Annotated in this window: 24 protein-coding genes; 13 read left to right on the forward strand and 11 right to left on the reverse strand. The window is 59.1% G+C overall.

Annotation, left to right across the window (positions count from 1 at the left end; genetic code table 11):
- The first annotated feature begins 269 nt into the window (after nucleotides 1-269).
- Nucleotides 270-743 (forward strand): SymE family type I addiction module toxin, encoded by a 474-nt coding sequence (locus ACQG03_RS02760; protein WP_074133550.1) that lies wholly within the window; start codon nucleotides 270-272, stop codon nucleotides 741-743.
- An 89-nt stretch (nucleotides 744-832) separates the two neighbouring features.
- On the opposite strand, the gene ACQG03_RS02765 is transcribed toward ACQG03_RS02760, so the two are convergent.
- From ACQG03_RS02765 to trpS, 4 genes are all read right to left on the reverse strand, one after another.
- Nucleotides 833-1,081 (reverse strand): bacteriocin immunity protein, encoded by a 249-nt coding sequence (locus ACQG03_RS02765; RefSeq protein ID WP_063151063.1) that lies wholly within the window; start codon nucleotides 1,079-1,081, stop codon nucleotides 833-835.
- Nucleotide 1,082: 1 nt separating this feature from the next.
- Nucleotides 1,083-2,741, reverse strand: a complete 1,659-nt coding sequence (locus tag ACQG03_RS02770) for an S-type pyocin domain-containing protein (protein ID WP_063163182.1) — start codon at nucleotides 2,739-2,741, stop codon at nucleotides 1,083-1,085.
- A 3-nt stretch (nucleotides 2,742-2,744) separates the two neighbouring features.
- A complete protein-coding gene (locus ACQG03_RS02775) occupies nucleotides 2,745-3,227 on the reverse strand; it encodes a hypothetical protein (RefSeq protein ID WP_063163181.1) in 483 nt (160 codons plus the stop codon).
- 250 nt (nucleotides 3,228-3,477) lie between these two features.
- Nucleotides 3,478-4,479, reverse strand: a complete 1,002-nt coding sequence (gene trpS, locus ACQG03_RS02780) for a tryptophan--tRNA ligase (protein ID WP_063163180.1) — start codon at nucleotides 4,477-4,479, stop codon at nucleotides 3,478-3,480.
- Nucleotides 4,480-4,678: 199 nt separating this feature from the next.
- Here trpS and fosA point away from each other — a divergent pair, with 199 nt between their 5' ends.
- The gene (gene fosA, locus ACQG03_RS02785; RefSeq protein WP_058677530.1) at nucleotides 4,679-5,104 is read left to right on the forward strand and encodes a FosA/FosA2 family fosfomycin resistance glutathione transferase; all 426 of its coding nucleotides are present in this window, start codon (nucleotides 4,679-4,681) and stop codon (nucleotides 5,102-5,104) included.
- Here the strand turns inward: fosA and ACQG03_RS02790 are convergent.
- A complete protein-coding gene (locus ACQG03_RS02790) occupies nucleotides 5,090-6,097 on the reverse strand; it encodes a LacI family DNA-binding transcriptional regulator (RefSeq protein ID WP_063163179.1) in 1,008 nt (335 codons plus the stop codon). The genes fosA and ACQG03_RS02790 overlap by 15 nt on opposite strands.
- 185 nt (nucleotides 6,098-6,282) lie before the next feature.
- Here ACQG03_RS02790 and ACQG03_RS02795 point away from each other — a divergent pair, with 185 nt between their 5' ends.
- Both ACQG03_RS02795 and ACQG03_RS02800 read left to right on the forward strand, forming a co-directional pair.
- Nucleotides 6,283-7,371, forward strand: a complete 1,089-nt coding sequence (locus ACQG03_RS02795) for a cellulase family glycosylhydrolase (RefSeq protein WP_063163178.1) — start codon at nucleotides 6,283-6,285, stop codon at nucleotides 7,369-7,371.
- Between the two features lie 45 nt (nucleotides 7,372-7,416).
- A complete protein-coding gene (locus tag ACQG03_RS02800; RefSeq protein ID WP_063163177.1) occupies nucleotides 7,417-8,811 on the forward strand; it encodes an MFS transporter in 1,395 nt (464 codons plus the stop codon).
- Between the two features lie 39 nt (nucleotides 8,812-8,850).
- Here ACQG03_RS02800 and ACQG03_RS02805 read toward each other — a convergent pair whose 3' ends face one another.
- From ACQG03_RS02805 to ACQG03_RS02820, 4 genes are read right to left on the reverse strand one after another with little or no spacing between them, the layout of a single operon-like run.
- A complete protein-coding gene (locus ACQG03_RS02805) occupies nucleotides 8,851-9,672 on the reverse strand; it encodes an alpha/beta fold hydrolase (protein WP_038415217.1) in 822 nt (273 codons plus the stop codon).
- 30 nt (nucleotides 9,673-9,702) lie between these two features.
- Nucleotides 9,703-11,322, reverse strand: a complete 1,620-nt coding sequence (locus ACQG03_RS02810) for an MFS transporter (protein ID WP_063163176.1) — start codon at nucleotides 11,320-11,322, stop codon at nucleotides 9,703-9,705.
- Nucleotides 11,319-11,726 (reverse strand): DoxX family protein, encoded by a 408-nt coding sequence (locus ACQG03_RS02815; protein ID WP_063163175.1) that lies wholly within the window; start codon nucleotides 11,724-11,726, stop codon nucleotides 11,319-11,321. Before ACQG03_RS02815 ends, ACQG03_RS02810 begins: the two co-directional genes overlap by 4 nt.
- Nucleotides 11,726-13,597 (reverse strand): amidohydrolase, encoded by a 1,872-nt coding sequence (locus tag ACQG03_RS02820; protein ID WP_063138020.1) that lies wholly within the window; start codon nucleotides 13,595-13,597, stop codon nucleotides 11,726-11,728. The genes ACQG03_RS02815 and ACQG03_RS02820 overlap by 1 nt, the downstream gene beginning before the upstream one ends.
- 220 nt (nucleotides 13,598-13,817) lie before the next feature.
- Here ACQG03_RS02820 and ACQG03_RS02825 point away from each other — a divergent pair, with 220 nt between their 5' ends.
- The 5 genes from ACQG03_RS02825 (at nucleotide 13,818) to ACQG03_RS02845 (ending at nucleotide 21,043) form a co-directional block, all read left to right on the forward strand.
- Nucleotides 13,818-14,504 carry a hydrolase gene (locus tag ACQG03_RS02825; protein ID WP_022646922.1) on the forward strand — a complete coding sequence of 229 codons (687 nt, stop codon included), beginning with the start codon at nucleotides 13,818-13,820 and terminating at the stop codon, nucleotides 14,502-14,504.
- 61 nt (nucleotides 14,505-14,565) lie between these two features.
- Nucleotides 14,566-14,787 (forward strand): DUF1427 family protein, encoded by a 222-nt coding sequence (locus tag ACQG03_RS02830; RefSeq protein WP_022646923.1) that lies wholly within the window; start codon nucleotides 14,566-14,568, stop codon nucleotides 14,785-14,787.
- The gene (locus ACQG03_RS02835) at nucleotides 14,784-15,044 is read left to right on the forward strand and encodes a XapX domain-containing protein (protein WP_006810276.1); all 261 of its coding nucleotides are present in this window, start codon (nucleotides 14,784-14,786) and stop codon (nucleotides 15,042-15,044) included. Before ACQG03_RS02830 ends, ACQG03_RS02835 begins: the two co-directional genes overlap by 4 nt.
- 23 nt (nucleotides 15,045-15,067) lie before the next feature.
- Nucleotides 15,068-15,448: a response regulator transcription factor gene (locus ACQG03_RS02840; protein ID WP_006810275.1), complete on the forward strand. Its 381-nt coding sequence runs from the start codon at nucleotides 15,068-15,070 to the stop codon at nucleotides 15,446-15,448.
- 9 nt (nucleotides 15,449-15,457) lie between these two features.
- Entirely contained in the window at nucleotides 15,458-21,043 is a 5,586-nt protein-coding gene (locus ACQG03_RS02845; protein WP_063163174.1) for a trifunctional serine/threonine-protein kinase/ATP-binding protein/sensor histidine kinase, read from the forward strand.
- Between the two features lie 3 nt (nucleotides 21,044-21,046).
- On the opposite strand, the gene ACQG03_RS02850 is transcribed toward ACQG03_RS02845, so the two are convergent.
- A complete protein-coding gene (locus ACQG03_RS02850) occupies nucleotides 21,047-21,664 on the reverse strand; it encodes a response regulator transcription factor (protein ID WP_022646926.1) in 618 nt (205 codons plus the stop codon).
- Between the two features lie 318 nt (nucleotides 21,665-21,982).
- On the opposite strand from ACQG03_RS02850, the gene ACQG03_RS02855 reads away from it, so the two are divergent.
- Both ACQG03_RS02855 and ACQG03_RS02860 read left to right on the forward strand, forming a co-directional pair.
- Nucleotides 21,983-22,588 carry an ATP-dependent Clp protease proteolytic subunit gene (locus ACQG03_RS02855; protein ID WP_022646928.1) on the forward strand — a complete coding sequence of 202 codons (606 nt, stop codon included), beginning with the start codon at nucleotides 21,983-21,985 and terminating at the stop codon, nucleotides 22,586-22,588.
- Nucleotides 22,589-22,722: 134 nt separating this feature from the next.
- Nucleotides 22,723-23,844, forward strand: coding sequence for a cupin domain-containing protein (locus ACQG03_RS02860; protein ID WP_063163173.1), 1,122 nt, complete (start codon nucleotides 22,723-22,725; stop codon nucleotides 23,842-23,844).
- 38 nt (nucleotides 23,845-23,882) lie between these two features.
- Here ACQG03_RS02860 and ACQG03_RS02865 read toward each other — a convergent pair whose 3' ends face one another.
- Nucleotides 23,883-24,068, reverse strand: coding sequence for a hypothetical protein (locus tag ACQG03_RS02865; protein ID WP_010427252.1), 186 nt, complete (start codon nucleotides 24,066-24,068; stop codon nucleotides 23,883-23,885).
- Between the two features lie 219 nt (nucleotides 24,069-24,287).
- Between ACQG03_RS02865 and ACQG03_RS02870 the strand changes: the two genes are divergently transcribed.
- Both ACQG03_RS02870 and ACQG03_RS02875 read left to right on the forward strand, forming a co-directional pair.
- On the forward strand, nucleotides 24,288-24,521 hold the full coding sequence (locus ACQG03_RS02870) for a DUF2171 domain-containing protein (protein ID WP_003863067.1): 234 nt from the start codon (nucleotides 24,288-24,290) through the stop codon (nucleotides 24,519-24,521).
- A gap of 138 nt (nucleotides 24,522-24,659) precedes the next feature.
- Complete coding sequence (locus ACQG03_RS02875) at nucleotides 24,660-25,613, forward strand: helix-turn-helix domain-containing protein (protein ID WP_022646930.1); 954 nt, start codon at nucleotides 24,660-24,662, stop codon at nucleotides 25,611-25,613.
- Nucleotides 25,614-25,662: the final 49 nt, after the last annotated feature.

Raw genomic sequence — 25,662 nt, forward strand, 5'->3', positions numbered from 1 at the left:
GATGCTCGCAAAACCCAGACCAATCAACCCGCAATCAATAAAAACATGACCTTACCGCAAAGAACTCTATTTCCTGAATCCCCCTCGCAAATTCCAAATTTCCCCCACCCAAAACCGCTGTATTTATATTCAGCCCTGTATAATGAGCACCAGAAATTACGCCGAACGGCAAAGGAAGTATCAAAGAGAATTTAACCGAGAATTCGCGATATGAAGGTGCTGCAACACCCCCATACCGCTAACCACAACCAACTACTGAGGAGTTGTATATGGCTGCGACGAATTTTAAGCCAGAGTTTACCGTTTGCAAAACAGAATCAGACGCTTTCACCGGCATGATTGAAAACCGCGAGCTGGTACGCAAAAACAGCGCCCGCCGCCTTCACGGCAACCCGCCCAACGCGGCGCCCGTCCATCCCCGCGCGGAAACGCCGCAGGACAGTGCCGCCTGTTGCGAACTGTATGCACGCATAGACATGAAATACCTTCTCCTTGGCGGCGACTGGTTAACCCGTGCAGGCTTTATCGACGGCATGCCCGTGAAAATCCGTGCCATGAAAGACTGCATAGTGATTACACCCCAGCATACAAGAGAATTATGGGGATGCCTGGAAGGAATGAGCGTGGTGAATATAAATAAGCAGAAAGTCGCCCAGTGGCTGAAGACGTTTCCGGGAGCGCTAAATGATACCGGGGATATACCCGTTGTGAAGCGGGGAATCGGGCAAGCGATGCCTGAGTAGTTTCTGGCTTCCTACCTAATGTATCCTTGGAGCAATAAAACGATACGGGCATGTCATCCCATGCCCGTATTAGGGAGTCTCAAAGATTGTTATTCTTTAAATCCGGATTTACCATTTTCTTTACGCCACTCCTTAACTTCTCTAACAATGCCTTCCGGACTATAATCTTTACCCTCTTCAGGATAAAAAATCAGGTCAGAGCCTGCGGGGTGCTCGGTAAGTCGTTTAAATTCTCTAACCAATCGATTCTCATCTTCTTCAGTTGGTGCGTCCGCATTGCAAATTTTGCGTACCAGTTCTAAAAATTCTTTTTCTGTGTAATCGCTTAACAGTCTCATATCATTCTCCCTTATGAATTTTGATGTGATGTTTTGGAGTGGTTATTCCCATATTATCAACGTCATACACCTTACCGCCCTGACTGATAGGTTGTATGTGATGAATTTCATAACGTTCTCTTTTTCCAACCGAGTCAGGTGTGCGTGTAAAAGGGGCGTTTCCTTTACGCATACTTGCGCGGTTATTGCTGATAAATTGCTCAAGCAGTCCCGATTCCCTCGATACCTCCAGCCAAAATGCCTTACGAAACTGGTCAAAGTCCGTAAATGTCTGCCCACGTAATCGATCCGCTATCTGGCTTGGAATAGGAGACCCATTCCCCGTATTTGCATCAGATAACCAAATGCCGCTAATCTTCTGTCCCTTGCCTGTGACCTGTCCGGGATTGTGGCGGATATAGACATAAATCGGCGGCACACCGCCCACCGGCAGAATCAGAATATAATCCGCAAACGTCTTCTCTTCCGGTGTCGGGCTGGTCGTCGCACCAATCACCGTATCCTCCGGCAGCGGATCAACCACAACCGGGTTCGGTATCCGTACCGGGTTGTGATTGCCCGTATCCCACGGCTTACTCTCTCCGGTGCGGTCCGGTGTCCAGATAATGGTGATACCGGGGTCTTCTTCGGTGGTAAAGGTGTACGCCTGGCGTTGGCTATCCCACTCCATCCTGCGAACGCGCACGCTGTCTTTGCCCGGCGGCGTATGCCAGCCGCGCGGTGTCGGGTTACCGCTGGCGTCGTTCTCCCAGGTGAAGCGAACGCGGGTAGGGGCTTCCCGCATCTGCTCGGCGCGCATCCTGTCGATAAAATCCTGCTCGCCGTCGTTCAGCTTGCCGGGAAACATACCTATCAGCAGCCCTGCGACAGGCGCACCAAGGCCTCCCGTGGCTATCTCGCCAAGTGCAGCGCCGCGCACGGCCCATGTGCCGGAAGTGATGGTACGCCCGCCAACCAGTACGAGTTCGCTGGCATCGGCTATCGCGTTCCGCGTGGTCCAGGCCCTTTCTTCGGCTGCAACGGCAGCCTGATAGTCCATCTCCTCGTGATGCCCATTCCACCAGAGATAAAGCGCGCTGCGTTGCTTTGGTTTTGGGATCGCCTTACGCTTTGCCGCCTGGGCGTGTTGCGGGGCATTGTTGGGTATGGCCTGGTAAAACGCCATCTCGGCGAAGTTGGTGTGCGGCTCACTTCCGGTGCCTGCATCGTTACAGCCTTCACCGCGCAGGCAGGATTTCGCAAAGACCCGGTTGCGATCGCGTTCTTCTGCTTGTCGCTGCGCCTCGGCTTCTTCCTCTATTCGGCGTGCCGCGAGCATGGCCTGATGCTTTTCCTGTGCGATCTGTTCAGGAGAGGGACCGGAGCCGAGCCACTCTCCCGATGGGGCGATCACGCGGTTGGTTCCGTGCGGGCAGCCACAAATGACGACAGAACCATCGACGGCTGAGGTTTGTCCCATCCAGTTAACGCGAGGTTCGCCGTCTGCAACAACGCCCTGTTTGCCGCATTTAGGGCATGCCGTAGTTTTATCGCCAACGCGGATAACGCCGCGACCGTGCTCGGTGCAGTTGGGCAGGGTGCTACAACATATTGCGCCGGTGGTCGTTCTGTCGCCGTGCAGCGCCTGTCCGCGGCCGTAGTTCGTAGAACGGTAGCCCATGGCCTATTCTCCGGGCCAGGTTAAGAAGTCCTCTTGAGGTGGAATGCCATCGCGGGTGACCAGATAAGTCGTGCCGAGCGGTGTGCTGATAATCTCGTCATCGTTATCAAGCAGGCTGCCGACCAGCGCAACGCCCTGATGCCTCCAGGAAAACGCTTCTCCTGCTGAGGTCATAATCGTGGCGAGCGTTCCATCCGGATAGGCCACACAATCCCCTTCGACAATCACGCTGGTGTAACTCCCATCGTCCATGAGCATTGTGGCTTCACGATCGACGGGAAGAACCACGCCGCCCAGTCGGGTTTGGCTGCCAGCCGTGGCGATCCGCCAGATGGCGGTGACGGGATGTTGTCGATGAAAGGCTTCCTGTTCGGCAATAATGGCGCGCGCGTCCTCAGGCATGGCGGCCAGTTCTTCAGCGGAAAAAGGCGAACGATCTATTTCCGCTTTCAACTCAGCGGTAAATTCATTGGTATAAAGCTGCATGACAATTCCTTGTAGGGGCAGAAGAGTAAATGCAGCAATGCTAGGTTTGAGACTGTAAGGCGAATATACATAAAGTGGTTAATAAGTCGGGCTAAATTCCGAAATAAATATCCAGGTTGATATTGGTCATCTTTTAAAGAAGGGTTAGTAATACTTCCTGTTAATTATAAATGTAATATTCGCTGAATTGCCGATAATAATATTATGCAGCGCATGTATTATTTGAATACATACGCTGCATGACGTTATTTCAAAACACCGGCACCCCCAGCCCAACCTTCACCTCCCTCAACGTCGCCTGCGTCACCCCCTGCGCCCGTTCTGTCCCGCGCTTCAGCATCGCCATCAACTCTCCCTTGTCCTGCATATACATCGCCCTCCGCTCCCGCATCGGTGCAATCAGCTCCTGCAAACACGCCTCCAGCTCGTTCTTACATACCCGATCCCCCAGCCCGCCCGCCTGATAGTGCGCCTTCATCGCCGCCACTTTATCCTTGTCCGGATGAAACGCGTCGAGATACGTAAACACCACGTTCCCCTCAATCTGCCCCGGGTCGCTCACCTTCAGGTGGGTCGGGTCGGTGTACATGGCGCTGACCGCACGGTGGATCGTCTCTTCGCTGGCCGAAAGGTGCAGCGTGTTGCCCAGCGATTTCGACATCTTGGCGCTGCCGTCGATGCCGGGCAGGCGGCTGGTGTCGCTCAGCATCGCCTTACAGTGGCGCAGCACCGGGGCGGGCAGCAGGCTGTTCATCTTGTGCACAATCTCGTTGGTCTGCTCAATCATCGGCAACTGGTCGTCGCCGACGGGCACGTACTCGGCTTTAAACGCGGTGATGTCCGCTGCCTGGCTGATGGGGTAGGCCATAAACCCGACCGGCAGCGAGCGGGCGAAGCCCTTCTGCGCAATCTCGTTTTTCACCGTCGGGTTACGCTCCACGCGGGCGACGGTGACGATATTCATATACAGCATTGTCAGCTCGGCGAGGGCGGGCAGGGCGGATTGCAGGCAGATAGTGGTCAGGTTCGGGTCGATACCGGCGGCGAGGTAGTCGGCCAGCACTTCGGGGATGTTGTCGCGGATCTTCTGCGGGTTGCTGCCGTTGTCGGTCAGCCCCTGAAGGTCAGCAATCAGCACAAACTGGTTGTGCGTCTGCTGAAGCGCCACGCGCTGGCGCAGCGATCCGACGAAGTGGCCGAGGTGCAGCGGGCCGGTTGGGCGGTCGCCGGTGAGGATGGTTGGTGCGTTCATAAAGACTCCTTAATGTGCAATTGCCGAAAGGGGTCTTAGAAAAGTGAAAGCCGCCTTTCGGCGGCTATCAGAAAATGGGGAAAACTACTCCGTGCCGCCTTTAAGAAGGCAGCCACCAGCGGTTTACGGTGAGCACGGCGTGGTTTATGTTCATCTCTTTACCGTACCACGTCCGGCGCGAAAAACAAAAGGGCACGTCATGCTGCAATCTCTCAACCATCTGACCCTCGCGGTCAGCGACCTGCAAAAAAGCGTCACCTTCTGGCACGAGCTGCTGGGGCTGACGCTGCACGCCCGCTGGAATACCGGGGCTTATCTCACCTGCGGCGATCTATGGGTCTGCCTGTCGTACGACGAGGCGCGCCAGTATGTGCCGCCGCAGGAGAGCGACTACACCCACTACGCGTTTACCGTGGCGGAAGAGGATTTTGAACCGCTCTCGCAAAGGCTTGAGCAGGCGGGCGTCACCGTCTGGAAGCAGAACAAAAGCGAGGGGGCGTCGTTCTATTTTCTCGACCCGGACGGGCACAAGCTGGAGCTGCACGTGGGCAGCCTCGCCGCGCGGCTGGCGGCGTGTCGCGAGAAGCCCTATGCGGGCATGGTATTTACTTCAGACGGGGCTTGAGGCGCGCACCTTCAGCCTGCCCGCCAGCGTTACGTGCGTGGCGGCATCTTCCTGATTGCACAGGTACTCCACCGCCAGCCGTCCCAGCTCGCTGTAGGGCAACTGGATACTGGTCAGCGGCGGGGTGAGCTGTTCGGAAATCTTCTGGTCGTCGTAGCCCGCCAGCAGCATGTCCTGCGGGATACGCACGCCATTCACCGCCAGCGCCTGGTAGCAGCCAATCGCCAGCCAGTCGCTGGCACAGAAAATGGCGTCCGGGCGTTCGGTCAGTTCCAGCAGGGACGTGGTGGCGGTAAAGGACTCGCTGAACTGCCAGTTGGTCTGGCGCACCAGGCTCTCGTCACACGTTAAACCGGCCTGCTTCAATGCCGCCTGGTAGCCCGCCAGACGCTGGCGCGAGGCCTCCATCCAGCTCTCGCCGGTGATGTGGGCGATACGGCTGGCGCCGCAGGCGATGAGGTGTTTCGTCACCTGAAAAGCGTTGGCGTAGTCGTCCGGGATAAACGACGGCAGCAGCGGGGAGCCGGGGTCGCGCTGGTTGAGCAGCACCAGCGGGATGCGGGTACAGTCCTGAAATGGCGTCATATCGACGACGTTCGTGACCGGAGAGGCAAGGATAATCCCGATGCAGTTGCGCTTGTCCAGCTGGCGGATGATGTTCAGGGCCAGCTCCACGTCGTCGCCGTAGTCGTAGACGGTGAGCAGCGTCTCGTTGCGCCACGCCGCTTCCCGCGCCTGGCTGATGGCGTCGATAAACGGGTCGAAGCTCTGCAACGAGCTGACCAGCAGGGCGATCTCCTCCTGGTTGCGCGGAGCGTGAATGGCAGGAAGACGGTCGTAGCCGAGCTCGGTAGCGACGCTAATCACCCGCTGGCGGGTGTCGTCGCTGAGCTTGATGTTGCGGGACTGGTTAAGCACCAGCGATACCGTCGCCTGCGACACGCCCGCCGCCCGCGCAACATCGTTCATCGTCACTTTCGTTTTTCGCTTCATCCGTCCTCTCCCTTTCGCGAATTTGCATCATACCCTAACCGCACGCTTTAGCGCCGCCGATCACGTTTCTCATTCATCGAAGCGTGAACTTTGTGAGAGGCGTCGCTTTTCTTTGCACCGCGATTTGCGCATTTATCCCGCAGCTAATATTTATTAGCTAAACATTATCAGCAAGAGGATGCGTAATGAAAGAGCAGTGGAGTAAAGAACAGGCACAGGCGTGGTATCAGCAAAAAGGCTGGCTGTGCGGGTTCAACTATCTGCCGTCGACAGCGGTGAACTGGACCGATATCTGGCAGGAAGAGACCTTCGATACCGCCACTATCGACCGCGAGCTGGGCTGGGCGGCGGACGCAGGCTATAACACCCTGCGCATCAACCTGCCGTTCATCGTCTGGGAGCACGACCGTGACGGGCTGATGGCGCGCATCGACCGCTTTTTGACGATTGCCGACGACAACGGGTTCAGCACCATGCTGACCCTAATGGACGACTGCGGTTTCTCCGGCGACGAGCCGTACCTCGGCCCGCAAAAGCCGCCCGTACCGGGCAAACACAACAGCCAGGCGGCGGCGAGCCCGGGGCGCGACAAGGTGTGCGATCGAGACTGCTGGCCACAGATTGAGCGCTATATCCGCGACGTTGTGCGCCAGTTCCGCGAGGATAAGCGCGTATTGCTGTGGGATCTGTATAACGAGCCGGGAAACCGCGGCATTTTCGCGACGGGCACGGAAGAGGTGTTGTACGACGAGAAACTGGAGACCTGCGCGCACGAGTTGATGAAGCTGGCGTTCCGCTGGGTGCGTGAGGAAGATCCGACCCAGCCGCTTACCGTCTGCGCCTGGCGTCTGCCGGCAGAAGAGGAGGGCGAGACGTTTTATCAGCACCCGCTGGACCAGACCGCGCTGGAACTGTCGGACGTGGTGAGCTATCACGCCTACACCAATACCGGGCGCATGACGGCGATTATCCAGCAACTTCAGGCGCTGGGCCGCCCAATCTTCTGCACCGAATGGCTGGCGCGTCACGTGGGCGGCACCATCGAAGAGCAGCTCCCGCTGATGTACATGGCAAAGGTCGCGCCGTATCAGTGGGGGCTGGTGCGCGGTAAAACCCAGACCTGGCTGCCGTGGCCGGTGGTGATGAAGGAGTCCACGGACTACTGCCGCCTGTGGTTCCACGACGTGTTCGAGGAGAACGGTATCCCGTTTTCACGCGCTGAAATCGCGCTGATGAAGAAGCTGCGCAATATCGCCCCGGATCCGCAGGGCTAATAATAACGACCCGGCGCGCTGTCGCCGGGCAACCAGGTACGCACTATGGCAATGACAATGAAAATACCGTCTCGCGAGTTATGGTCCTACTTTGGCTATGGTTTAGGTCAGTGTTTTAGCTTTGGTTTAGTGGGTTCGTTTATAAACTATTTTTACACCGACGTGCTGGGGATCTCGGCGCTGGCGGCAAGTACCATCTTCCTGATTGCCCGCGCGTGGGACGCGGTTCACGATCCGCTGTTTGCCAGCATTATGGACACCATTAACAGCCGGTTCGGCAAGTTTCGCCACTTTTTACTGATTGCGCCGATGCTGATTACCGGCGTCACTCTGCTGGCGTTCTATAAAATCGAAGCGGACATGACCACCAAAATCCTCTACGCCGGGGTGACGTATATCCTGTGGGGGACGCTGTACGCAATCTCCGATATCCCGTTCTGGTCGATGTCGTCGGTGATGACCAACGACTCCGGCCAGCGCACCCGCGCGGTGACGGCGGCAATGCTCGGGGTAAACGCCGGGATTGCCTGCGCCAACATCTTCTTCCCGAAGCTGGCGGCGTTCTTTGCCCAGTACAGCAACGATAAAGGCTACTTTATGGCGGCGCTGGTGATGATGCTGGTGGGCCTGCCGCTGATGCTCAACGGCTTTATGCAGATCAAAGAGCGCGTCCCGCCCAGCCCGGAAAAGGTGACGATGCGCGACACCTTCCACAACCTGCGCCAGAACAAGCCGCTGTTTATCGTCCTGCTGTCGTTCTTCTTCTGCGTGTTCCATAACGTGGCGGGCGGACTCTATATCTACTTCTTTATCAACAACATGGGCGACGGCAGCCTGCAAATGGCTATTGGCGTGATGGGGATAGTGGCGGCGGTGCTGTGCCTGGTCGCCCCGCTGCTGACGCGCCGGATGCAGAAGCGGAAGCTGTTTATGATCCTCTGCGGGCTGGACGTGGCGGTGCGCGTGGTGATGTGGTTCACGGGCTATCAGCACACGGCGCTGCTGTTTATCCTGCTCGGCCTGAGCACGCTGTTCGTGATGATGACCAACATCCTCACCTCGTCGATGATTGCCGACACCATCGAGTACGCGGAGTACCACACTAACAAGCGCTGCGCGGCGATCACTTTCTCCGGGCAGACCTTTACCGGCAAGATGTCGGTGGCGGTGGGCGGCGGGTTAATCGGCGTGTTTCTGACGATGATCAATTATGTGCCGCAGGCGCAGTCACAGAGCGACAGCGTGCTGTCGGGGCTGTTCTTCGGCATTTGTTTGTTACCGGCGATAGGGTCGCTGATTCGCATGGGCTTTATGTCGCGCTTTACCTTTACCGAAGAGAAGCATGCGGAGATTTGTCGGCTGCTGGCGGAGCGGAATGCGTCTGCGAAAGCGCCGGGTGGTGGCTGCGCCTTACCCGGCCTACAGGACCAGCCCTTGTAGGCCTGATAAGCGAAGCGCCATCAGGCTTCGCGTAATGACTTACAGCGACTTCACAAACGCCAGCAGATCTTCGTTGAGCTGATCCTGGTGGGTCAGCGCGAAGCCGTGCGGCGCGTTGTCGTACACCTTCAGCGTGGCGTTTTTGATCATCTCCGCCGCCAGCTTGCCGGTGCTTTCAAACGGCACGATCTGGTCGTTGCTGCCGTGGATCACCAGCGTTGGCACGTCGATTTTCGCCATATCCGGACGGAAGTCGGTTTCGGCGAAGGCGGTCACGCAATCGATGGTGCCCTTCAGGGACGCCAGCAGAGCGATGTTCAGCGTCTGCGTCAGGGCACCCGCGGAAACGGTCTGCCCGGCGTTGGTGCCGTAGAACGGGGTGGCGAAGTCGCTGATGAACTGGGCGCGATCTTTACGCAGTCCGTCACGGATGCCGTCGAACACGCTCTGATCCACACCCTGCGGGAAGGTATCCGATTTACCGAAGATTGGCGTCACCGCGCCCAGCAGCGCCAGACCAGCCACGCGTTCGCTGCCGTAGTTGTTGATGTAGCGGGTCACGTCGCCGCCGCCCATGGAGAAGCCCACCAGCGTTACGTCGCGCAGATCCAGGGTAGTAATCAGGTCGTTAATGTCGGACGCAAAGGTGTCGTAGTCATAGCCGTTCCACGGCTGATCCGAACGCCCAAAGCCGCGACGGTCAAAGGCGATGGCGCGGAAGCCGCGCTCGGCCAGGTAGTTCAGCTGGCTGTCCCACATGTCGCCGTCCAGCGGCCAGCCGTGGCTGAAGAGGATCGGTTTGCCCGCGCCGCAGTCTTTGTAGTAAATCTGCGTGCCGTCTTTTGCCTTAAACAGTGCCATAGTATGTTCCTGTGCAGGTGATTGTTATGGTTATACCGGCGCGACCAGATAGCGAATTGCCGGTGATGTTGTGCCCTGATGAAAAGCCAGAACGCGGCTCTGCAACAGGAGGTCATTCATTGTGTGGCGTTCCTGCTGGCGCAAATGCTCAATCCAGGAACCCATCAGGAAGGTCTCGATAAACAGCCCTGGACGTTCGATATCCTCGTACACCGCCCAGCTCATCGCTCCGGCGCGGCGGCGCACCCGGCGTAGCTCGTGCACGGCCTGCAAAAACGCTTTCGCGTCCTGTGGGTCGATGATGTACTCGTGCGACACCAGCACCGGGCCGCGCTCGTTCGGGAGTTCAATCTCCACGCCGTCCAGCGGCTGCCCGCTCAGGTCGAGATTTAAATTCGGATCTTTCTCCAGCTTCCAGCGGAACGCCGTCGCGCTTGCCAGCACCATCCCCAGCGTGGCAACCACCAGCGAGGTTGGGGTGCCGAACTGCGAGGCGATCTGCCCCCAGACGGCGCTGCCTGCGGTCATCGAGCCGAAGAACACCGTCAGATACACAGCCAGCGCCCGGGCTTTTACCCAGCGGGCGGCGCTGCGCTGTGCGCCAAGGTTGAGGGTGGAGAGCACCGCAATCCACGCGAAGCCGGTGAAGAACTCAAACAGGTTCAGCAGCCAGACGTGGCGCACGAACGCCAGCGCCAGCATGGTGAGGGCAAACGTCAGGCTGGCGGCCACCATCAGCCGATCGGCATTCAGCCGCTGGCGCAGGCGCGGCAGCAGGATCGCCCCGGCAATCGCCCCCAGGCCGATACACGCCAGCATCACGCCGTAGCCCGCCGGGCCTAAGCCCAGCTCGTGGCGCGCCACCAGTGGCAGTAACGCCCAGCCCGCGCTGCCGAAAACGAAGAACGCCACGGTACGCACCAGCACGTTGCGCAGCACCGGGGCGGCGTGCACGTAGCGAATGCCGGACCGCACCGCCGAGAAGAAGTGCTCCGGCGGCAGCCGCTGCACGGAAGGCGCCGGACGCCAGCGCCACAGCACCCACGCCACGCCGACCACGGATAGCGCGTTAAGCGCAAACACCATCCACGGCCCGGCCAGCGACAGCAGGAAACCGCCCAGCGCCGGGCCAATCGCCCGGCTGATGTTGACCCCGAGCGAGTTAAGCGCCACGGCGGAACCCAGCTCGGGCTTGCTCACCAGGTCAGGCACAATCGCCTGAAACGGCGGCGAGCTCATGGCCGCGCCCACGCTCAGCAGAAACGTCGCCACCAGCAGAACGGTAGGGGTGACGTGTCCGGTGAAGGAGAGCACCGTCAGCCCGGCGGCGGCGATGAACACCCACAGCTGGGAGAAGAGCAGGTATTTTCGTCGGTCAACGATGTCCGCCATCACCCCGGACGGCAGGGCGAAGAGGAACATCGGCAGGCTGCTGGCCGCCTGCACCAGCGCGATATCCAGCGGATCGGCGCTGAGCGTCAGCATGCTCCAGTTGATACCGACGTCGCTCATCCATGAGCCGACGTTAGAGACCACCGTGGCGATCCACAGCATGCGGAACACCGGCTGGCTCAGCGGCTGCCAGGGCGAAGCCGCCGATGCGGGCGTCGTCTCGACGTGTGCGTCGCGAACGTCGTTAACCTGGGTCATGCGAACCTCTCCATCGTCTTACGCTGCAGCCGCCACTGTCCCGGTCCGGTGAGGGCGAGGGTGGTGAAGATAATCAGCAGCAGCCAGCCAAACTGCCCTTCGGCAATCGACCAGTCCGGGTGCACCGCCAGCATCGCCACCAGCAGCACGGCGATAATCGGCAGGCACGCCAGGCGGGTGTAAACCCCTGCAATGATAAACAGCGGGCAGATGACCTCGGCGACGATCGCCGGGATCAGGCTCGCGTAAGGTCCGAAACCAAACGGATCTTCGATGCGCGTCAGCTCTTCGCTGAAGTGGAGCACCTTCGGCAGGCCGTGCACGTAAAGCAGCAGCAGGCTGCCGGTCAGGCGCAGGAAAAACAGCCCTGGATCGATCCGGGGCGAAGCGTCATTTTGTTTCATCAGAATGCAAAGCAGCTGCAGCCCAGCGCCCCCCAGAAAGCGTTATCGTCGGACACCGGCATCTCTGACGTGCGGGCGAAATCATGCTGGTGGCTATGAACCCCGCACGGGCCGCTGCAGTGGTGGACGGCGCTCATGCCGACGCGTGCGGCCTGCGGCGGCGCGCTGCGGTAGTGGCCCGGCACCTTCACCACCGGGGACCACTCGGGCAGGACCGGAATGGCGGGCGGCGCGAGCGGGCCAAAGCTGCCAGCGGCGTAGACGATATCGCCGTTGACCACGGTGAGGACGGACTCGATGCCCTTGATCTCCTCTTCCGGCACGCGGAAGTAATCTTTGCTGAGCACCGCCAGATCCGCGAGCAGGCCCGTTTTGATCTGCCCCTTCTGGTTCTGCTCGCTGGAGAACCACGCGCTGCCCTGGGTCCAGAGCATCAGGGCGGTATCGCGATCCAGACGGGCGCTGTGATCGTACATCTGCATCCCGCCAACGGTGCGGCCGGAGACCAGCCAGTAGAGCGCGGTCCACGGGTTATAGCTCGCCACACGGGTGGCGTCGGTGCCTAAGCCCACCGGCACGCCGGTCTCCAGCATTTTCGCCACCGGCGGCGTGTGGCGGGTGGCTTCGATGCCGTAACGCTCGGCGAAGTATTCCCCCTGGAAGGCCATGCGGTGCTGCACGGCAATGCCGCCGCCCAGTTCTTTGATGCGGTCGATGTTGGCCTGTGACACGGTTTCGGCGTGGTCGAAGAACCAGTGTAGCCCGTTGAACGGAATGTCGCGGTTCACCTTCTCGAACACGTCCAGCATGCGGCTGATGGATTCGTTATAGGTGGCGTGCAGGCGGAATGGCCAGCGGTGTTCGACCAGATGGCGCACCACGCGCTCCAGCTCGTCCTCCATGCCCGGCGCGAGATCCGGGCGCGGCTCGAGGAAGTCTTCAAAATCGGCGGCGGAGAAGACCAGCATCTCGCCCGCGCCGTTGTGGCGGAAGAAGTCGCTGCCCTGGCCCGGCGTGAGCATGTCGGTCCATTTTTCAAAGTCTTCCAGCTCGTGGCCCGGACGCTGGGTAAACAGGTTGTAGGCGATGCGGATGGTCATCTGCTTTTTCTCGTGCAGCTCGGCAATTACCTCGTAATCTTCCGGGTAATTCTGGAAGCCGCCGCCCGCGTCGATGGCACTGGTCAGCCCCAGGCGGTTCAGCTCGCGCATGAACTGGCGCGTGGAGTTGACCTGCTGCTCCAGCGGCAGCTTCGGCCCTTTGGCGAGGGTTGAGTACAGGATCATGGCGTTCGGGCGGGCGATCAGCATCCCGGTCGGGTTGCCGTTGGCGTCGCGCTGGATCTCGCCGCCCGGCGGGTTCGGCGTGTCCCTGGTGTAGCCGACCACCTTCAGCGCGGCGCGGTTGAGCAGGGCGCGGTCGTACAGGTGAAGGATAAACACCGGCGTATCCGGCGCGGCGTCGTTAATTTCATCCAGCGTCGGCATACGGCGCTCGGCAAACTGGAACTCGCTCCAGCCGCCCACCACGCGCACCCACTGGGGCGACGGCGTGCGCAGGGCCTGCTCTTTCAGCATGCGCAGGGCATCTGCCAGGGACGGTACGCCTTCCCAGCGCAGCTCGAGGTTGTAGTTCAGCCCGCCGCGGATCAGGTGCAGGTGCGAGTCGTTCAGGCCGGGGATGGCGGTGTGGCCTTTTAAGTCGACCATCTTAGTGCCGTCGCAGTGGTGTTGCATCACCTCGGCGACGGTGCCCACTTCCAGGAATTTCCCGTCGCGCACGGCAACGGCTTCCGCGAGAGGGTTCTCGCGATCGACGGTGTGAAACTGGCCGTTAACCAGAATGAGATCGGCTTTACCGAGGGTAACCATAACTGCTCCAGACTGAGAGGGGAATGGTCAGGATTATGGGAACCGGTTTCGGGAAAGATCCAGTTATACAATAGGATAGGTATACCAAAGTATAACTATACCTAAGGTTAACTATACGAAGAGATAATTACGCCCCGGCGGCGTGGGCCATAGGATGAATGCGATTTTATCGGCGTGCTGTTCGCGGCGATTTTAACCTTTAACCTCACTGGATAATCTTATGACCACTACAAAGCTCGAAGTCTTAACCCCTGCCAACTGTCAGATCATCTTCATCGACCACCAGCCGCAGATGGCGTTTGGCGTGCAGTCTATTGACCGCCAGGTGCTGAAAAACAACACCGTGGCGCTGGCGAAAGCGGCAAAAGTGTTCAACATCCCGACCATCATCACCACCGTTGAAACCGAAAGCTTCTCCGGTAACACCTATCCGGAGCTGCTGGACGTGTTCCCGGGCCAGGACATTCTGGAGCGTACCTCCATGAACTCCTGGGACGACCAGAAAGTGCGTGACGCGCTGAAGGCTAACGGCAAGAAGAAGGTGGTTGTCGCGGGCCTGTGGACCGAAGTGTGCAACAACAGCTTTGCCCTGTGCGCGATGCTGGAAGGGGACTACGAAATTTATATGGTGGCGGACGCGTCCGGCGGCACCTCCAAAGAAGCCCACGACTTCGCGATGCAGCGCATGATCCAGGCGGGCGTGATCCCGGTGACCTGGCAGCAGGTGATGCTGGAGTGGCAGCGTGACTGGGCGCATAAAGAGACCTACACCGCGGTGATGGATATCGTGCGCGAGCACTCCGGTGCGTACGGCATGGGCGTGGATTACGCCTACACCATGGTGCACAAAGCGCCGTCTCGCCAGAAGAGCGAGCACCGTACCTTAGCGCCGGTTCCGGCACGCTAAATCCCGGCGGCGGGCTGGTCCCTCATCCGGCTCGCCACTGCCTTTTTCTCTGGAGTTCACAATGAGTACAGGGTTGATATCCCTCGCGGCAGGCGTGCTGATTGGCCTGATGTATGCCGTGCTGAAGGTGCGTTCCCCCGCACCGCCCGCGCTGGCGCTGATTGGCCTGCTGGGTATGCTGGCAGGGGAACAGGCGATGCGTCATCTTTTATCCCGCGATAATCCCGCTGGCGTGCAGGTGACGGTTCCCCACGTTCAGCACCTGACCGGAGCGTCATCATGAAGGCCTGGATTATTTCGCTGGTGTGCGGGGTCGCGGCTGGGGTAATTTACGCCCTGCTCGACGTGCATTCCCCGGCGCCGCCGGTCGTCGCGCTGCTTGGCCTGTTCGGCATGCTGGTGGGTGAACAACTGATCCCCATCGGACGGCGTCTGGTGAGCCGCGAACCGCTGACCCTGGCCTGGTTTCGTCATGAATGCGTACCGAAAATCAGCGGTACCGCGCCCCCAGCGCCCGCGAAGGAAAGCCGCGACGCGTAACGAATTGTTTGAGGAAAGACAGCATGACGCTGCCGTGGCGCATTGCCATCATTGATGACGAACGCTCTGTTCGCAGCGGGCTCAGTAACCTGCTGCAATCGGAAGGGTATGCTACCGATACCTTCGATTCGGCAGAGGTGTTTTTGAGCCACCCTCTCGCCCTTTCAGGCGCGTCGCTGGTGATCACCGACATCAAGCTGCGCGGCATGAACGGGATCGAGCTGTTTGAGAAGCTGCGGTTGCTGGCCACGCCGCCGCCGCCGATACTGTTTATCTCCGGCCATGCGGATGAAAATATGCAGCGGTATGCACTCAGCCTGGGCGCCGCTGCATTTTTGCGTAAGCCGATTAACATCGATATTCTGCTGGATCATATTCAGCGGGAGCTGACCCGCCGACAATAAGGATCGCGGATGAACGAACAAACGTCGCCTGCATTTTGGCCCGCCCGGGGAAGTCTCCATGAAGGGCGGGCTTTTGTTCTGAAAGAGGATGTTATTTTTACCGTGCTGGCGCAGGAGGGCGGCATCTCCTGGATGAACGGGCGGCATCCCCAGTCCGGCGGTTCGTTTATTATTGCCACCGCGGTCAGCGATGAAGAAGAGGAGCGGGCAACGCGGCTGCTTAAAAACGAGTTTGCCCTGCGCGATCGACTTCATGACGGCTGGGCTATCCGGCCCGTCGCTTCAACCCAGTACCGCGGACGTTTTGCGCTGGTCTACGCGCCGTTCTGCTTTGAACTGCTGGCGTGCCGGGCAGGTAAGGCGATTTCCGGGATCGCCCGCTTTATCGAGATGGCGATCCGCATCTGCGGTCCCCTGCGCCAGATGCATCTGCACAACCTGATCCACGGCGATATCAAACCCGGGTCGATCTTCGTTCATCACGACGCCACCAGCCGTCTGTGCAGCTTTGGTCTTTCCTGCGCCACCTCCGACGCATTCTCCCAGTCCCGGCTTGCCGCGTCTGGCGGCACGCCCGCCTACATGTCACCGGAACACACCACGCGTACCCGGCGCGCCGTCGACAGCCGGAGCGATCTCTACAGTCTGGGTATCGTGCTTTATGAACTTCTGACCGGGCGATTGCCGTTTGAACTGAGCGCTGATGACCAGACTAACTGGGCGCATTACCACATTGCCTCTGAGCCGCTTGCGCCGGGCCGGGTGCGTCCGGACGTACCCGGCATGCTGTCGACCATTATCCTTAAGCTGCTGGAGAAGAATCCGGAGAATCGCTATCAGACCGTCGACGGGCTGATTGCCGACCTCAGGCGCTGCCAGGCGACGCTGACCGCCGAAGGTGAGATCGTCGACTTTATTCCCGGCCAGCAGGATCGCTCTCCGGCGATCCATCTTGCCGATTCGCTTTTCTCTGCGCATCCGCAGGCCAGCGACGTCATCGCCGCGTTTGAGCGGGTCAGCCAGAGCGGTGCGCCGGAACTGGTGACGATTGGCGGTCCGTCGGGGATCGGCAAATCTTCCGTGATCGCCACCACGCTGAAATCGCTGCAACAGCGCAAGGTGCTGCTGGCGGTGGGCAAGGTCGATCAATACTCTCCCACGCTGCCCTACGGCGTGCTGAGTTCGGCGTTTCGGACGCTCACGCTGCACCTGCTCGGGCTGCCAGCCGGGGAGGTGGCGACGTGGAAAACCCGCCTGTCGCGCGCGCTGGAAGGCTTCGAGGAGCTGGCTGTCAGCCTGGTGCCGGAGCTGAATTTATTTCTTGAGAATAAACCGCGTTTCTCTGCGGATACATTTTCCATCGACGCGCGGGCGCGCTTCAGCCATATGGTGCTGGCGCTGGTGAAAACCTTCGCCACCCAGGGCGCGCCGCTGGTGCTGCTGCTGGATGATGTGCAGTGGATCGACGCCGCCAGCCTGCAAACGCTCGATCACCTGCTGCGCGCCTGCGGCGCCATCCCGCTGCTGGTGGTGGTGGCGCACCGCGATCTCAGTTCGCTTTCTGATCCCAGCTTGCAAACCGCGCTGGCGAGCCTGCCGGAGGCGGCGCAGCATGCCATGACGATCGTGCCGCAGCCGCTGTCGGTGAAGGCCGTGGCACGCTGGCTCGGGGGGATTTTTCATGCCCGCAGTACCGGCACCTCCGATCTTGCCACGCTGATCCATGAAAAAACCGGCGGCAACCCGCTGTTCGTTCAGGAATTTTTCCGCCGCATCGTCGATGACGGACTGGTGGTGCACAACAAATATCAGGGGAAATGGCATTACGATCTCCAGGCCATCCGCGCCCGGCATTACACCGAGAACGTGGTGACGCTGGTGCTTGAACAGCTCAAGGAGATGCCCGACGAGACGCGCCGCCTGCTGGGCAGCATCGCCTGCCTCGGCTGCACGGGCGAGCTGGAGATGCTGTGCCGCGTGGTGGGGCAGTCGGCGGCGGAAATCCGCTACGCCCTTCATCCGGCGGTTACCGCTCAGCTGATTGTGCTGACGGAGAAAGCGTACGCTTTTACCCACGATCGGGTGCAGGAAGCCGCCTTTGCCCTGCTGGATGAGGGCGAGAAAAGCCATCTGCACCTGACCACCGCCAGCCTGCTGGCGGATGCCGCGCGGCAGACGGCGGGTAACGAACTGCTGTTCCGCGCGGTTCACCACGTCAGCGCCGCGCTGGACTGCATCCAGCCTGCGCCGCAGCGCCAGAGATTCCGTGAGCTGAGCCTCCAGGCCGCGCGGCGTGCGAAGCGTACCGGCGATTACCTTTCCGCCTTAAGTTACATCCAGACCGCCAGAGCGCTGGGGAACGCGGGTCCGGTCTCGGACTTTATGCTGGATATCGAAGAGGCGGGCTGTGAGTTCGCGCTCGGGCACCTGGAGCGCACGCGCGCGCTGTGCGATACGATCCTCGGCTCACCGGGCGGGCTGACGGAGAAAGCGCTGGCCGCTAACCTGCTGGCGGAAGTCTATATGCGCCAGTCGGAGATCCGCCTGGCGCTGGAGGCGTCGTTATGCTGGCTGGGCGTGTTCGGGATCCAGATCAGCCGCTACCCGGAAAATGCCGAATGTGACGAGGCCTGGCAGCAGTTCTGTCAACGCACCGCCGACGCGCCGCAGAACCCGTTTACTCAGCTTAAGCTGATGGAGAGCGCGGAGACCGAAGCGGTAATGAACCTGCTTTACAGCGCCAGTATTTTCGCCAGCTTTACCTGCCCGCGCCTGCACTTTTTACTCCTGTGCCGGATGATGCACCTCACGCTCGATCGCGGCATAACCGGCGCATCCACCACGGCGATGGCCTGGTTTGGCGTGCTGATTGGCCACCGCTATGCCGAATACCGTCTCGGGTTTGAGTACGGCACGCTGGCTCGCGAGCTGGTGAACCGCCACGGCTATGATGCCTATGAAGCTAAAACTCTGCTGCCGCTCGACCAGCTCAGCGTCTGGACCCAGCCGCTGTCGTACACTATCGAGTGCGCCAAGGCCTGCTTTACCTCGGCGGTGACCCACGGCGACATGACGATGGCCTGCTTCGCGGCTTGTCATCAGATCATTAACTTCCTCTCCCGGGGCGATCATCTGGACGGCGTGTTGACCAGCATCGATCGCGGTCTGGCTTTTGTGCGTAAAACGGATTATCAGGACATTGAAACCGTTCTGCACATTCAGCGCCGCTACGTGGAGTTTTTACGCACGCCGGTGACGGGCACATGGAACGCCGCCCAGGCGCTGCCTGACGATCTGCTGCCCGCACCGCCGGAGCAGGCGCCCGAGCAGACCTCGACCATGCTGTTCTGGTACTGGCTCTATCGCGGGATGGCGCACTTTACCTGCGGCGAATACGCCGACGCGCAGGCGGATTTAGAGAGGGCGGGCTGGTATGCGTGGTCCGCGCCGGGCCATATCCATCTGCTGGATTACCATTTTTACAGCGCGCTGGCGCTCTCCCGCCAGCTTTCGCCGGAGACCTTCTCGGCGGATTATCGCCGCAGTATTCATCACCATTACGACAAAATTGCCCTCTGGGCGCGGATCAATCCGGGCACGTTTGCCGATAAAGAGGCGCTGATTTATGCCGAAATCGTCCGTCTGGACGGCATGAACAGCATCGCGCTGGAGCAGTATGAAAAGGCGGTGCGGCTCTCGCGGGAGGGCGGGTTTAACCCGATCAATGCCCTGGCCCACGAGCTGGCAGGGCGTTTCTCGCTGGCCTGCGGCTACCCGACCGCCTCCGACGCCCATTTCCGCGGTTCGATTGCCGCCTGGGGCCGCGCCGGGGCGCAGGCCAAGGTGCGTCAGCTGGAGCAGGATTTTCCGCATCTGCTGGCCTCCGGGCAGAGCCGCGCGTACGACACCGTGGCATTTGCCCAGAACGAGGTGATCCGCGATTTACAGAGCGTCATCAAAGCCTCACGCGCCTTGTCCGAAGAAATCAACCTCGAGCGTTTAATTGAAAACCTGATGACGCTGCTGCTTGAACGGGCCGGGGCGCAGCGTGGCCTGCTGCTTCGCGTCAGCGATAATCACATCCCGGAGATCGAAGCCAGCGCCTGGACCAGCACCGACGGGGTGCGGGTTCGCATCCTGAAAGAGACACCGATGGCGACGGACATGCCGCTGTCGGTGCTGGCCGCGGTGATCCGCACCGGGCAGGAGATCCGCACCGGCAAACCGGAGGAATTTCACCCGTTCAGCCAGGATCCTTATCTGGTGACGTCCGGCGCCGCCGTGATGTGTGTCCCGATGTTCAAACAGGCGCGACTGGTGGGGGTGCTGTATCTGGAAAACCGCCTGATGCCGGAAGTGTTTACCGCCGAACATTCGCGCGTGGTCAGCCTGCTGGGCGCGCAGGCGGCCGTTTCGCTGGAGACGGCACGGCTCTACGCCGAGCTGCTGGCGGAAAACATCCACCGCCGACGGGTGGAGAAAGAGCTGCGCGCCAGCCAGACCTCGCTGATGCTGGGTGAGCAGATCAGCCATACCGGCAGCTGGCGCTGGGAGCTGGTGCAGGATCTGATGTTTATGTCCGAAGAGTACGCCCGTATTCTTGGCCTGCCGGAGCAGCAAAAGATGATCTCAATGGCGGAGTTTTTGACCTTCGTGCATGAGGATGATTATGGCCGGATCGGTAACCTCGTTAATCAGAGCGTGCGTGACGGACTGTCGATGCGCGCGGAGTTTCGCATTATCCGCACCGACGGCTCCGTTCGCTACATTCTCGGGATTGGCGATCCGGTGGGCGTGGGCAGCGAAGTGAATGAGTATTACGGCATCATTACCGACATCACCAGCCAGCGGGCGGCGGAGGATGCGATGCGGGTGGCGCAGGCGGATCTGGCGCGAGTCTCACGGGCCACCACCGTCGGGCAACTCACCTCCTCGATCGCGCACGAGATCAACCAGCCGCTGATGTCGATTGTTTCGAACGCCGGCGCGAGCCTGCGCTGGCTCAACCGCGATCCGGCGCGGCTGGACAAAGTGCGAGAGGGGCTGGAGGAGATCGCCGCCGAGGGCGAGCGGGCAGGGGAGATCATCCGCAGCATTCAATCTCTGACGCGCAAACAGGACCCCACGTTTACGCGAATCGATCTGCACTTCCTGATCCGCCACATCATTATGCTCTCCCGCAGCGAACTTGAGCTGCGACACATAAGCGTTGATTATCTCCTGAACGCTGACGACAGCTTTATCATCGGCGACAGCGTGCAGATCCAGCAGGTGCTGCTTAACCTGGTGATGAATGCGATGGAAGCGATGGCGGAAGTGACGGATCGCCCGTGCAGCATCACGATCGCCACCGCGAACTGCGCCGAAGGGAAGGTGATCTTTGAGATCGCCGATACCGGCAGCGGCATTGAGCCGGAGCTCACCGAGCGGATCTTTGACTCGTTCTATTCGACCAAAGCGCAGGGAATGGGGATGGGGCTGACCATCAGCGCCAGCATCATTGAACGGCACCGGGGAAAACTGAGCGCGCGCCGCAGAGAGCCGTACGGCACGGTGTTTACCTTCGCGTTGCCGCTTGCCGGACAGGAGGCGTAACGGTTATTCCGCTGGCTGATGTTTGGTCAGGCGCTCGACGGCCCTGACCAGCTCGGCCACGGAGCGGACCTGCATTTTCTCCATCACCCGGCGGCGGTGTACTTTCACCGTAATCTCACTGACGCCCAGCTCGGCGGCGATCTGCTTGTTGAGCTTGCCGCTGATGGCAAGCTCAAGCACCTCATGCTCGCGCGGCGTGAGGGACATGTGGCGCTGTTTCAGGGCGTAGTGCTCTTTGACGCGGGCGGCGTTGTGCTGTGCCAGCCTGAGCGCGGATTCGATAGAGCCAATGAGGGCGCTGGATTCAACGGGTTTAGTGAGAAATTCGTAGGCCCCGCCTTTGATCGCCCGGACGGACATAGGGATGGTGCCGTGACCGGTGAGAAAAATGATCGGTATTTCTCGCCCGTTGGCTTTCAGCGCATCTGCGACATCAAACCCGGTGATCGTGGGCATTTGCATATCGAGGATCACGCAGGAGGGCAGATCCTCAAAGGGATGGCTGAGAAAGGCTTCTGCTGAGGAAAAGCCAAGGGCGTGTATATCCGCTGATTCCAGCAGCCCAACAACGGACTGCCTGACTGCGTCATCGTCATCAACCACATAAACAATGTGTTCCATTCACCGCCCCGGTGTGATCAGTAAACCATCGAGAATAAAATGCGCCTTTTTGAACGTAAGCGACTGTTTGCTATCCTCATTCATACTAACACATTAATAATTATTATCATTCGGCAATATGAAGATGATATGAAAGTGTAATAAAAATGTGGCGAATTGGTTAGGATCGGAACGCTGTTTTTAGAGACCTTTCCGGCTGCGAAGCCAGTGCGTGACACAGGCGATATTCATCCTGAGCCACGATGTTTTGTGTGAGGACGCCGACGGGTAAAACAGGCTACACTCTGATTTTGAGCGCGACAAGCTGAGGACATAACGATGCACTACACACTGAAAAGCAGTGACGATAAAGAAAAAGCGGAAGGAACAAGCGGCGCGGGCGCTCTACAGCAAAAACTGCTGGAATCCCGTTCGATTGTCATCTCCGGTGAGATCAACCAGGAGCTGGCCCAGAAAGTCATCACTCAGATGATCCTGCTGCAAAGCGTCAGCAACGATCCGATCAAGCTGTACATCAACAGCCAGGGCGGCCACGTGGAAGCGGGCGACACCATCCACGACTTCATTAAGTTTATCCGACCGGAAGTGCACGTCATTGGAACCGGCTGGGTGGCAAGCGCCGGGATCACCATCTTCCTGGCGGCGAAAAAAGAGCACCGCTACTCGCTGCCGAATACCCGCTTTATGATCCACCAGCCGCTGGGCGGCGTGCGCGGTCAGGCAACGGATATCGAAATCGAAGCGCGCGAGATTATCCGCATGCTGGAACGCGTAAACAAACTGATTGCTGACGCCACCGGCCAGCCGCTGGAGAAAGTGAAGAAGGACACCGACCGTAACTTCTGGATGTCACCGGCGGAAGCGCTGGACTACGGCATCGTGGGCAAACTGATCACCCATTATGACGAGCTGAACCTGGATTAAGTTTTAGCCCGCGCGTGCGTCGGGTGACGGCTTCGCCTTACCCGACCTACGCGCGCTCGATTGACCCATGACAAGTTCCCCCCTGGCTGTCTCTTCTATAATCGCGCCTGTCTCCCCTCTCACTGGTGCTAACCATGGCGTATCAACTGAACCTCGACTGGCCGGAATTTCTTGAGAAATACTGGCAAAAACAACCCGTTGTGCTGAAAAATGCCTTCCCGAATTTTGTCGACCCCATTACCCCTGATGAACAGGCGGGTCTGGCGATGGAGCCGGAAGTCGACAGCCGCCTGGTAAGCCATGCTAACGGCAAGTGGCAGGCGAGCAATGGCCCGTTTGAGCATTTCGATAACCTCGGTGAAACCGGCTGGTCTCTGCTGGCGCAGGCGGTGAACCACTGGCATATGCCCGCCGCAGAGCTGGTGCGTCCGTTCCGCGTCCTGCCGGACTGGCGTCTCGATGACCTGATGATCTCCTTCTCCGTCCCGGGCGGCGGCGTTGGGCCGCATATCGATCAGTACGATGTGTTTATTATTCAGGGGATGGGTAGCCGTCGCTGGCGCGTGGGTGACAAGCTGCCGATGCGTCAGTTCTGTCCGCATCCGGCCCTGCTGCACGTCGATCCGTTTGAGCCAATCATTGACGAAGATCTGGCCCCGGGCGATATCCTCTATATTCCGCCTGGATTCCCGCATGACGGCTTCACCCATGAAACCGCGCTCAACTACTCTGTCGGTTTCCGCGGGCCGAACGGTCGCGATCTGATCAGCAGCTTTGCCGATTACGCGCTGGAAAACGATCTGGGTGGCGAGCACTACAGCGATCCCGATCTGACCTGCCGCGAACACCCGGGCCGCGTGGAGCAGTACGAGCTCGATCGCATTCGCCAGATGATGATCGACATGATTAGCAAGCCGGATGATTTTACAAAATGGTTCGGCAGCTTCGTCTCCACGCCGCGTCACGAGCTGGATATTGCCGCCGCCGAGCCGCCGTATTCCGCAGACGAGGTGCTCGACGCGCTGCAAGGGGGCGAAACGCTATCACGCCTGAGCGGGCTGCGCGTGCTGAACATCAACGGCTGCTTCTTTATCAACAGCGAACAGCTGGAGACGGTGGATGTGAACGGGGCGGACGCGCTGTCCCGCTACACCCAGCTCGGCCAGGCCGAGCTGGGTGTAGCGCTGAATAATCCGGCGTTTGTGGAAGAGTTGACCGGATTGATTAACCAGGGATACTGGTACTTCGACGAGTAACAGACTGCGGCGTTTAGTCAGACTAAACGCCGCTACGTTTAAACCAGCATATTACAGGCCTTCCAGTAGTTCAGAAGCCGCTCATCGTCGCGCTCTTTTTCCGCTTTAATTTTCATCGCCTGGGCGAGATTTTCTCGCGATACCTCATGGCCTTTTTGCACGATGTCTAAGACCGCTTCACCAAGAGCCAGCGAAATTTCTGTCCGATTGTTGCGAATCGTCATAAATACCTCCTCGTTGGTTGCGATACTTTAATTATGAACGGGAAATAATCAGTCGCTAATAATTAATCTTATTCTTATTTTTTCAATTCGGCGCTAAATAGACATAATATTCGGTTCTGTCAATGATGTTTCAAAATGCTAATACGCATTTCAGGTCCGAATTTATGCGCTACAGTTAATTTCGTGCAACAGGCAAATAACCGAAACAGGAGAATTAATATGGTAGATAAAAGCGCAATTAAGGATCACACTCAGGTTGTCGCCAGCTGCGGAACGCATGTCGGGGTTGTGGACCATCTTGATGGTGAGCGTATCAAGCTTGCGAAGAGCGACCCGGAATCAGGCGGCAAGCACCACTTTATTCCTCTCGGCTGGGTCGATAAGGTCGAAGATAATAAAGTTGTCCTGACCAAAAACCATAAAGAGGTTTTTGCTGAGTGGCAGGAAGCATAAATATATTTCTCGTAAAGAAATATACGCCTTCGCTCCGGCTTTGTCCGGAGCGTAATAGTGTCTGCGCCCGGTGATTGCTGCCATGGCAAATGAATGGTACTGTTTTGCCTGTCCTTTCCCCGATGCAGGTTCCGCATTATGCTCCAGAGTGAAAATACATCAGCGAAGCGCATATTTTTTGTTGAGGATTTTCAAATATTCGGCGAGCGCTACGGCATCGACTACCGTTTCCCGCAGCTAAAAGATGAGCAGGTCAGCGGCAGCCCCGTGTTGCAGGGGAATGTTGAAGAGATGACGCTCTCGTCCGGCATTTCACTGACCCATTCCGACGTACGTGTATTACAGCCCTATGAAACCACCTCTCGCCACAGCAGCCCGCTTTATATGCTGGTGGTGCTGGAAGGGTGCGTGACGCTCACGCTCAATGGTATCGATTATCCCGTCCGCCCGGGCATGGCGTTCAGCTCGCGTCTGAGTGAAGATCAGGTGATGAGCGCGCGTCACGATGCTGACAGCACGCTGAAAACGCTCTCGTTTGGCGTGTACCCGCACGATGCCGGACGTGAAGCCCTGCTTGAGTCGCTGCTGCTGGAATGGCAAAGCCTGAATACCCCCGCGTTTGTCTGGCACGTTCCCGAGTTTGTGATGTCAGGCATTCAGCATGCACAGCGGCAGGGGGGAAGCGTGCTCTCGCGTAAGCTGTTGCTGGAGGGGCTCATGTACCAGCTGCTCGGCCACGGCCTGAACCAGTGCCAGCTGCCCTGCCCGAGCCGCCCTGAGCATGCGCGTCTGGAACGCGTCCGGTGCCTGCTGGAACAGTCTCCTGAACGTGACCATACACTCGCGCAGCTGGCAGCCCTTGCTGCCATGAGCCCAAGCAGCCTGCGCAGCAAGTTCCGTCAACGCTATGGCTGCACACTCTTCGATTATCTTCGAGACTGTCGCCTTGCGCTGGCGCGTCGCTATCTGCTGGAAGGCCACAGCGTACAGCAGGCGGCCTGGATGTGCGGGTATCAGCATGCCACCAACTTCGCCACCGCGTTTCGTCGTCATTACGGGATTTCACCGGGTGACGTGCGCAAACTCCGCTAACGTAATTTTGTCCATCGCGCGAACGTATCCCGTGCGGTTTAGCATCGCG

Source organism: Enterobacter cloacae complex sp. 342H5, assembly GCF_050030905.1.
GTDB classification, from domain to species: domain Bacteria; phylum Pseudomonadota; class Gammaproteobacteria; order Enterobacterales; family Enterobacteriaceae; genus Enterobacter; species Enterobacter intestinihominis.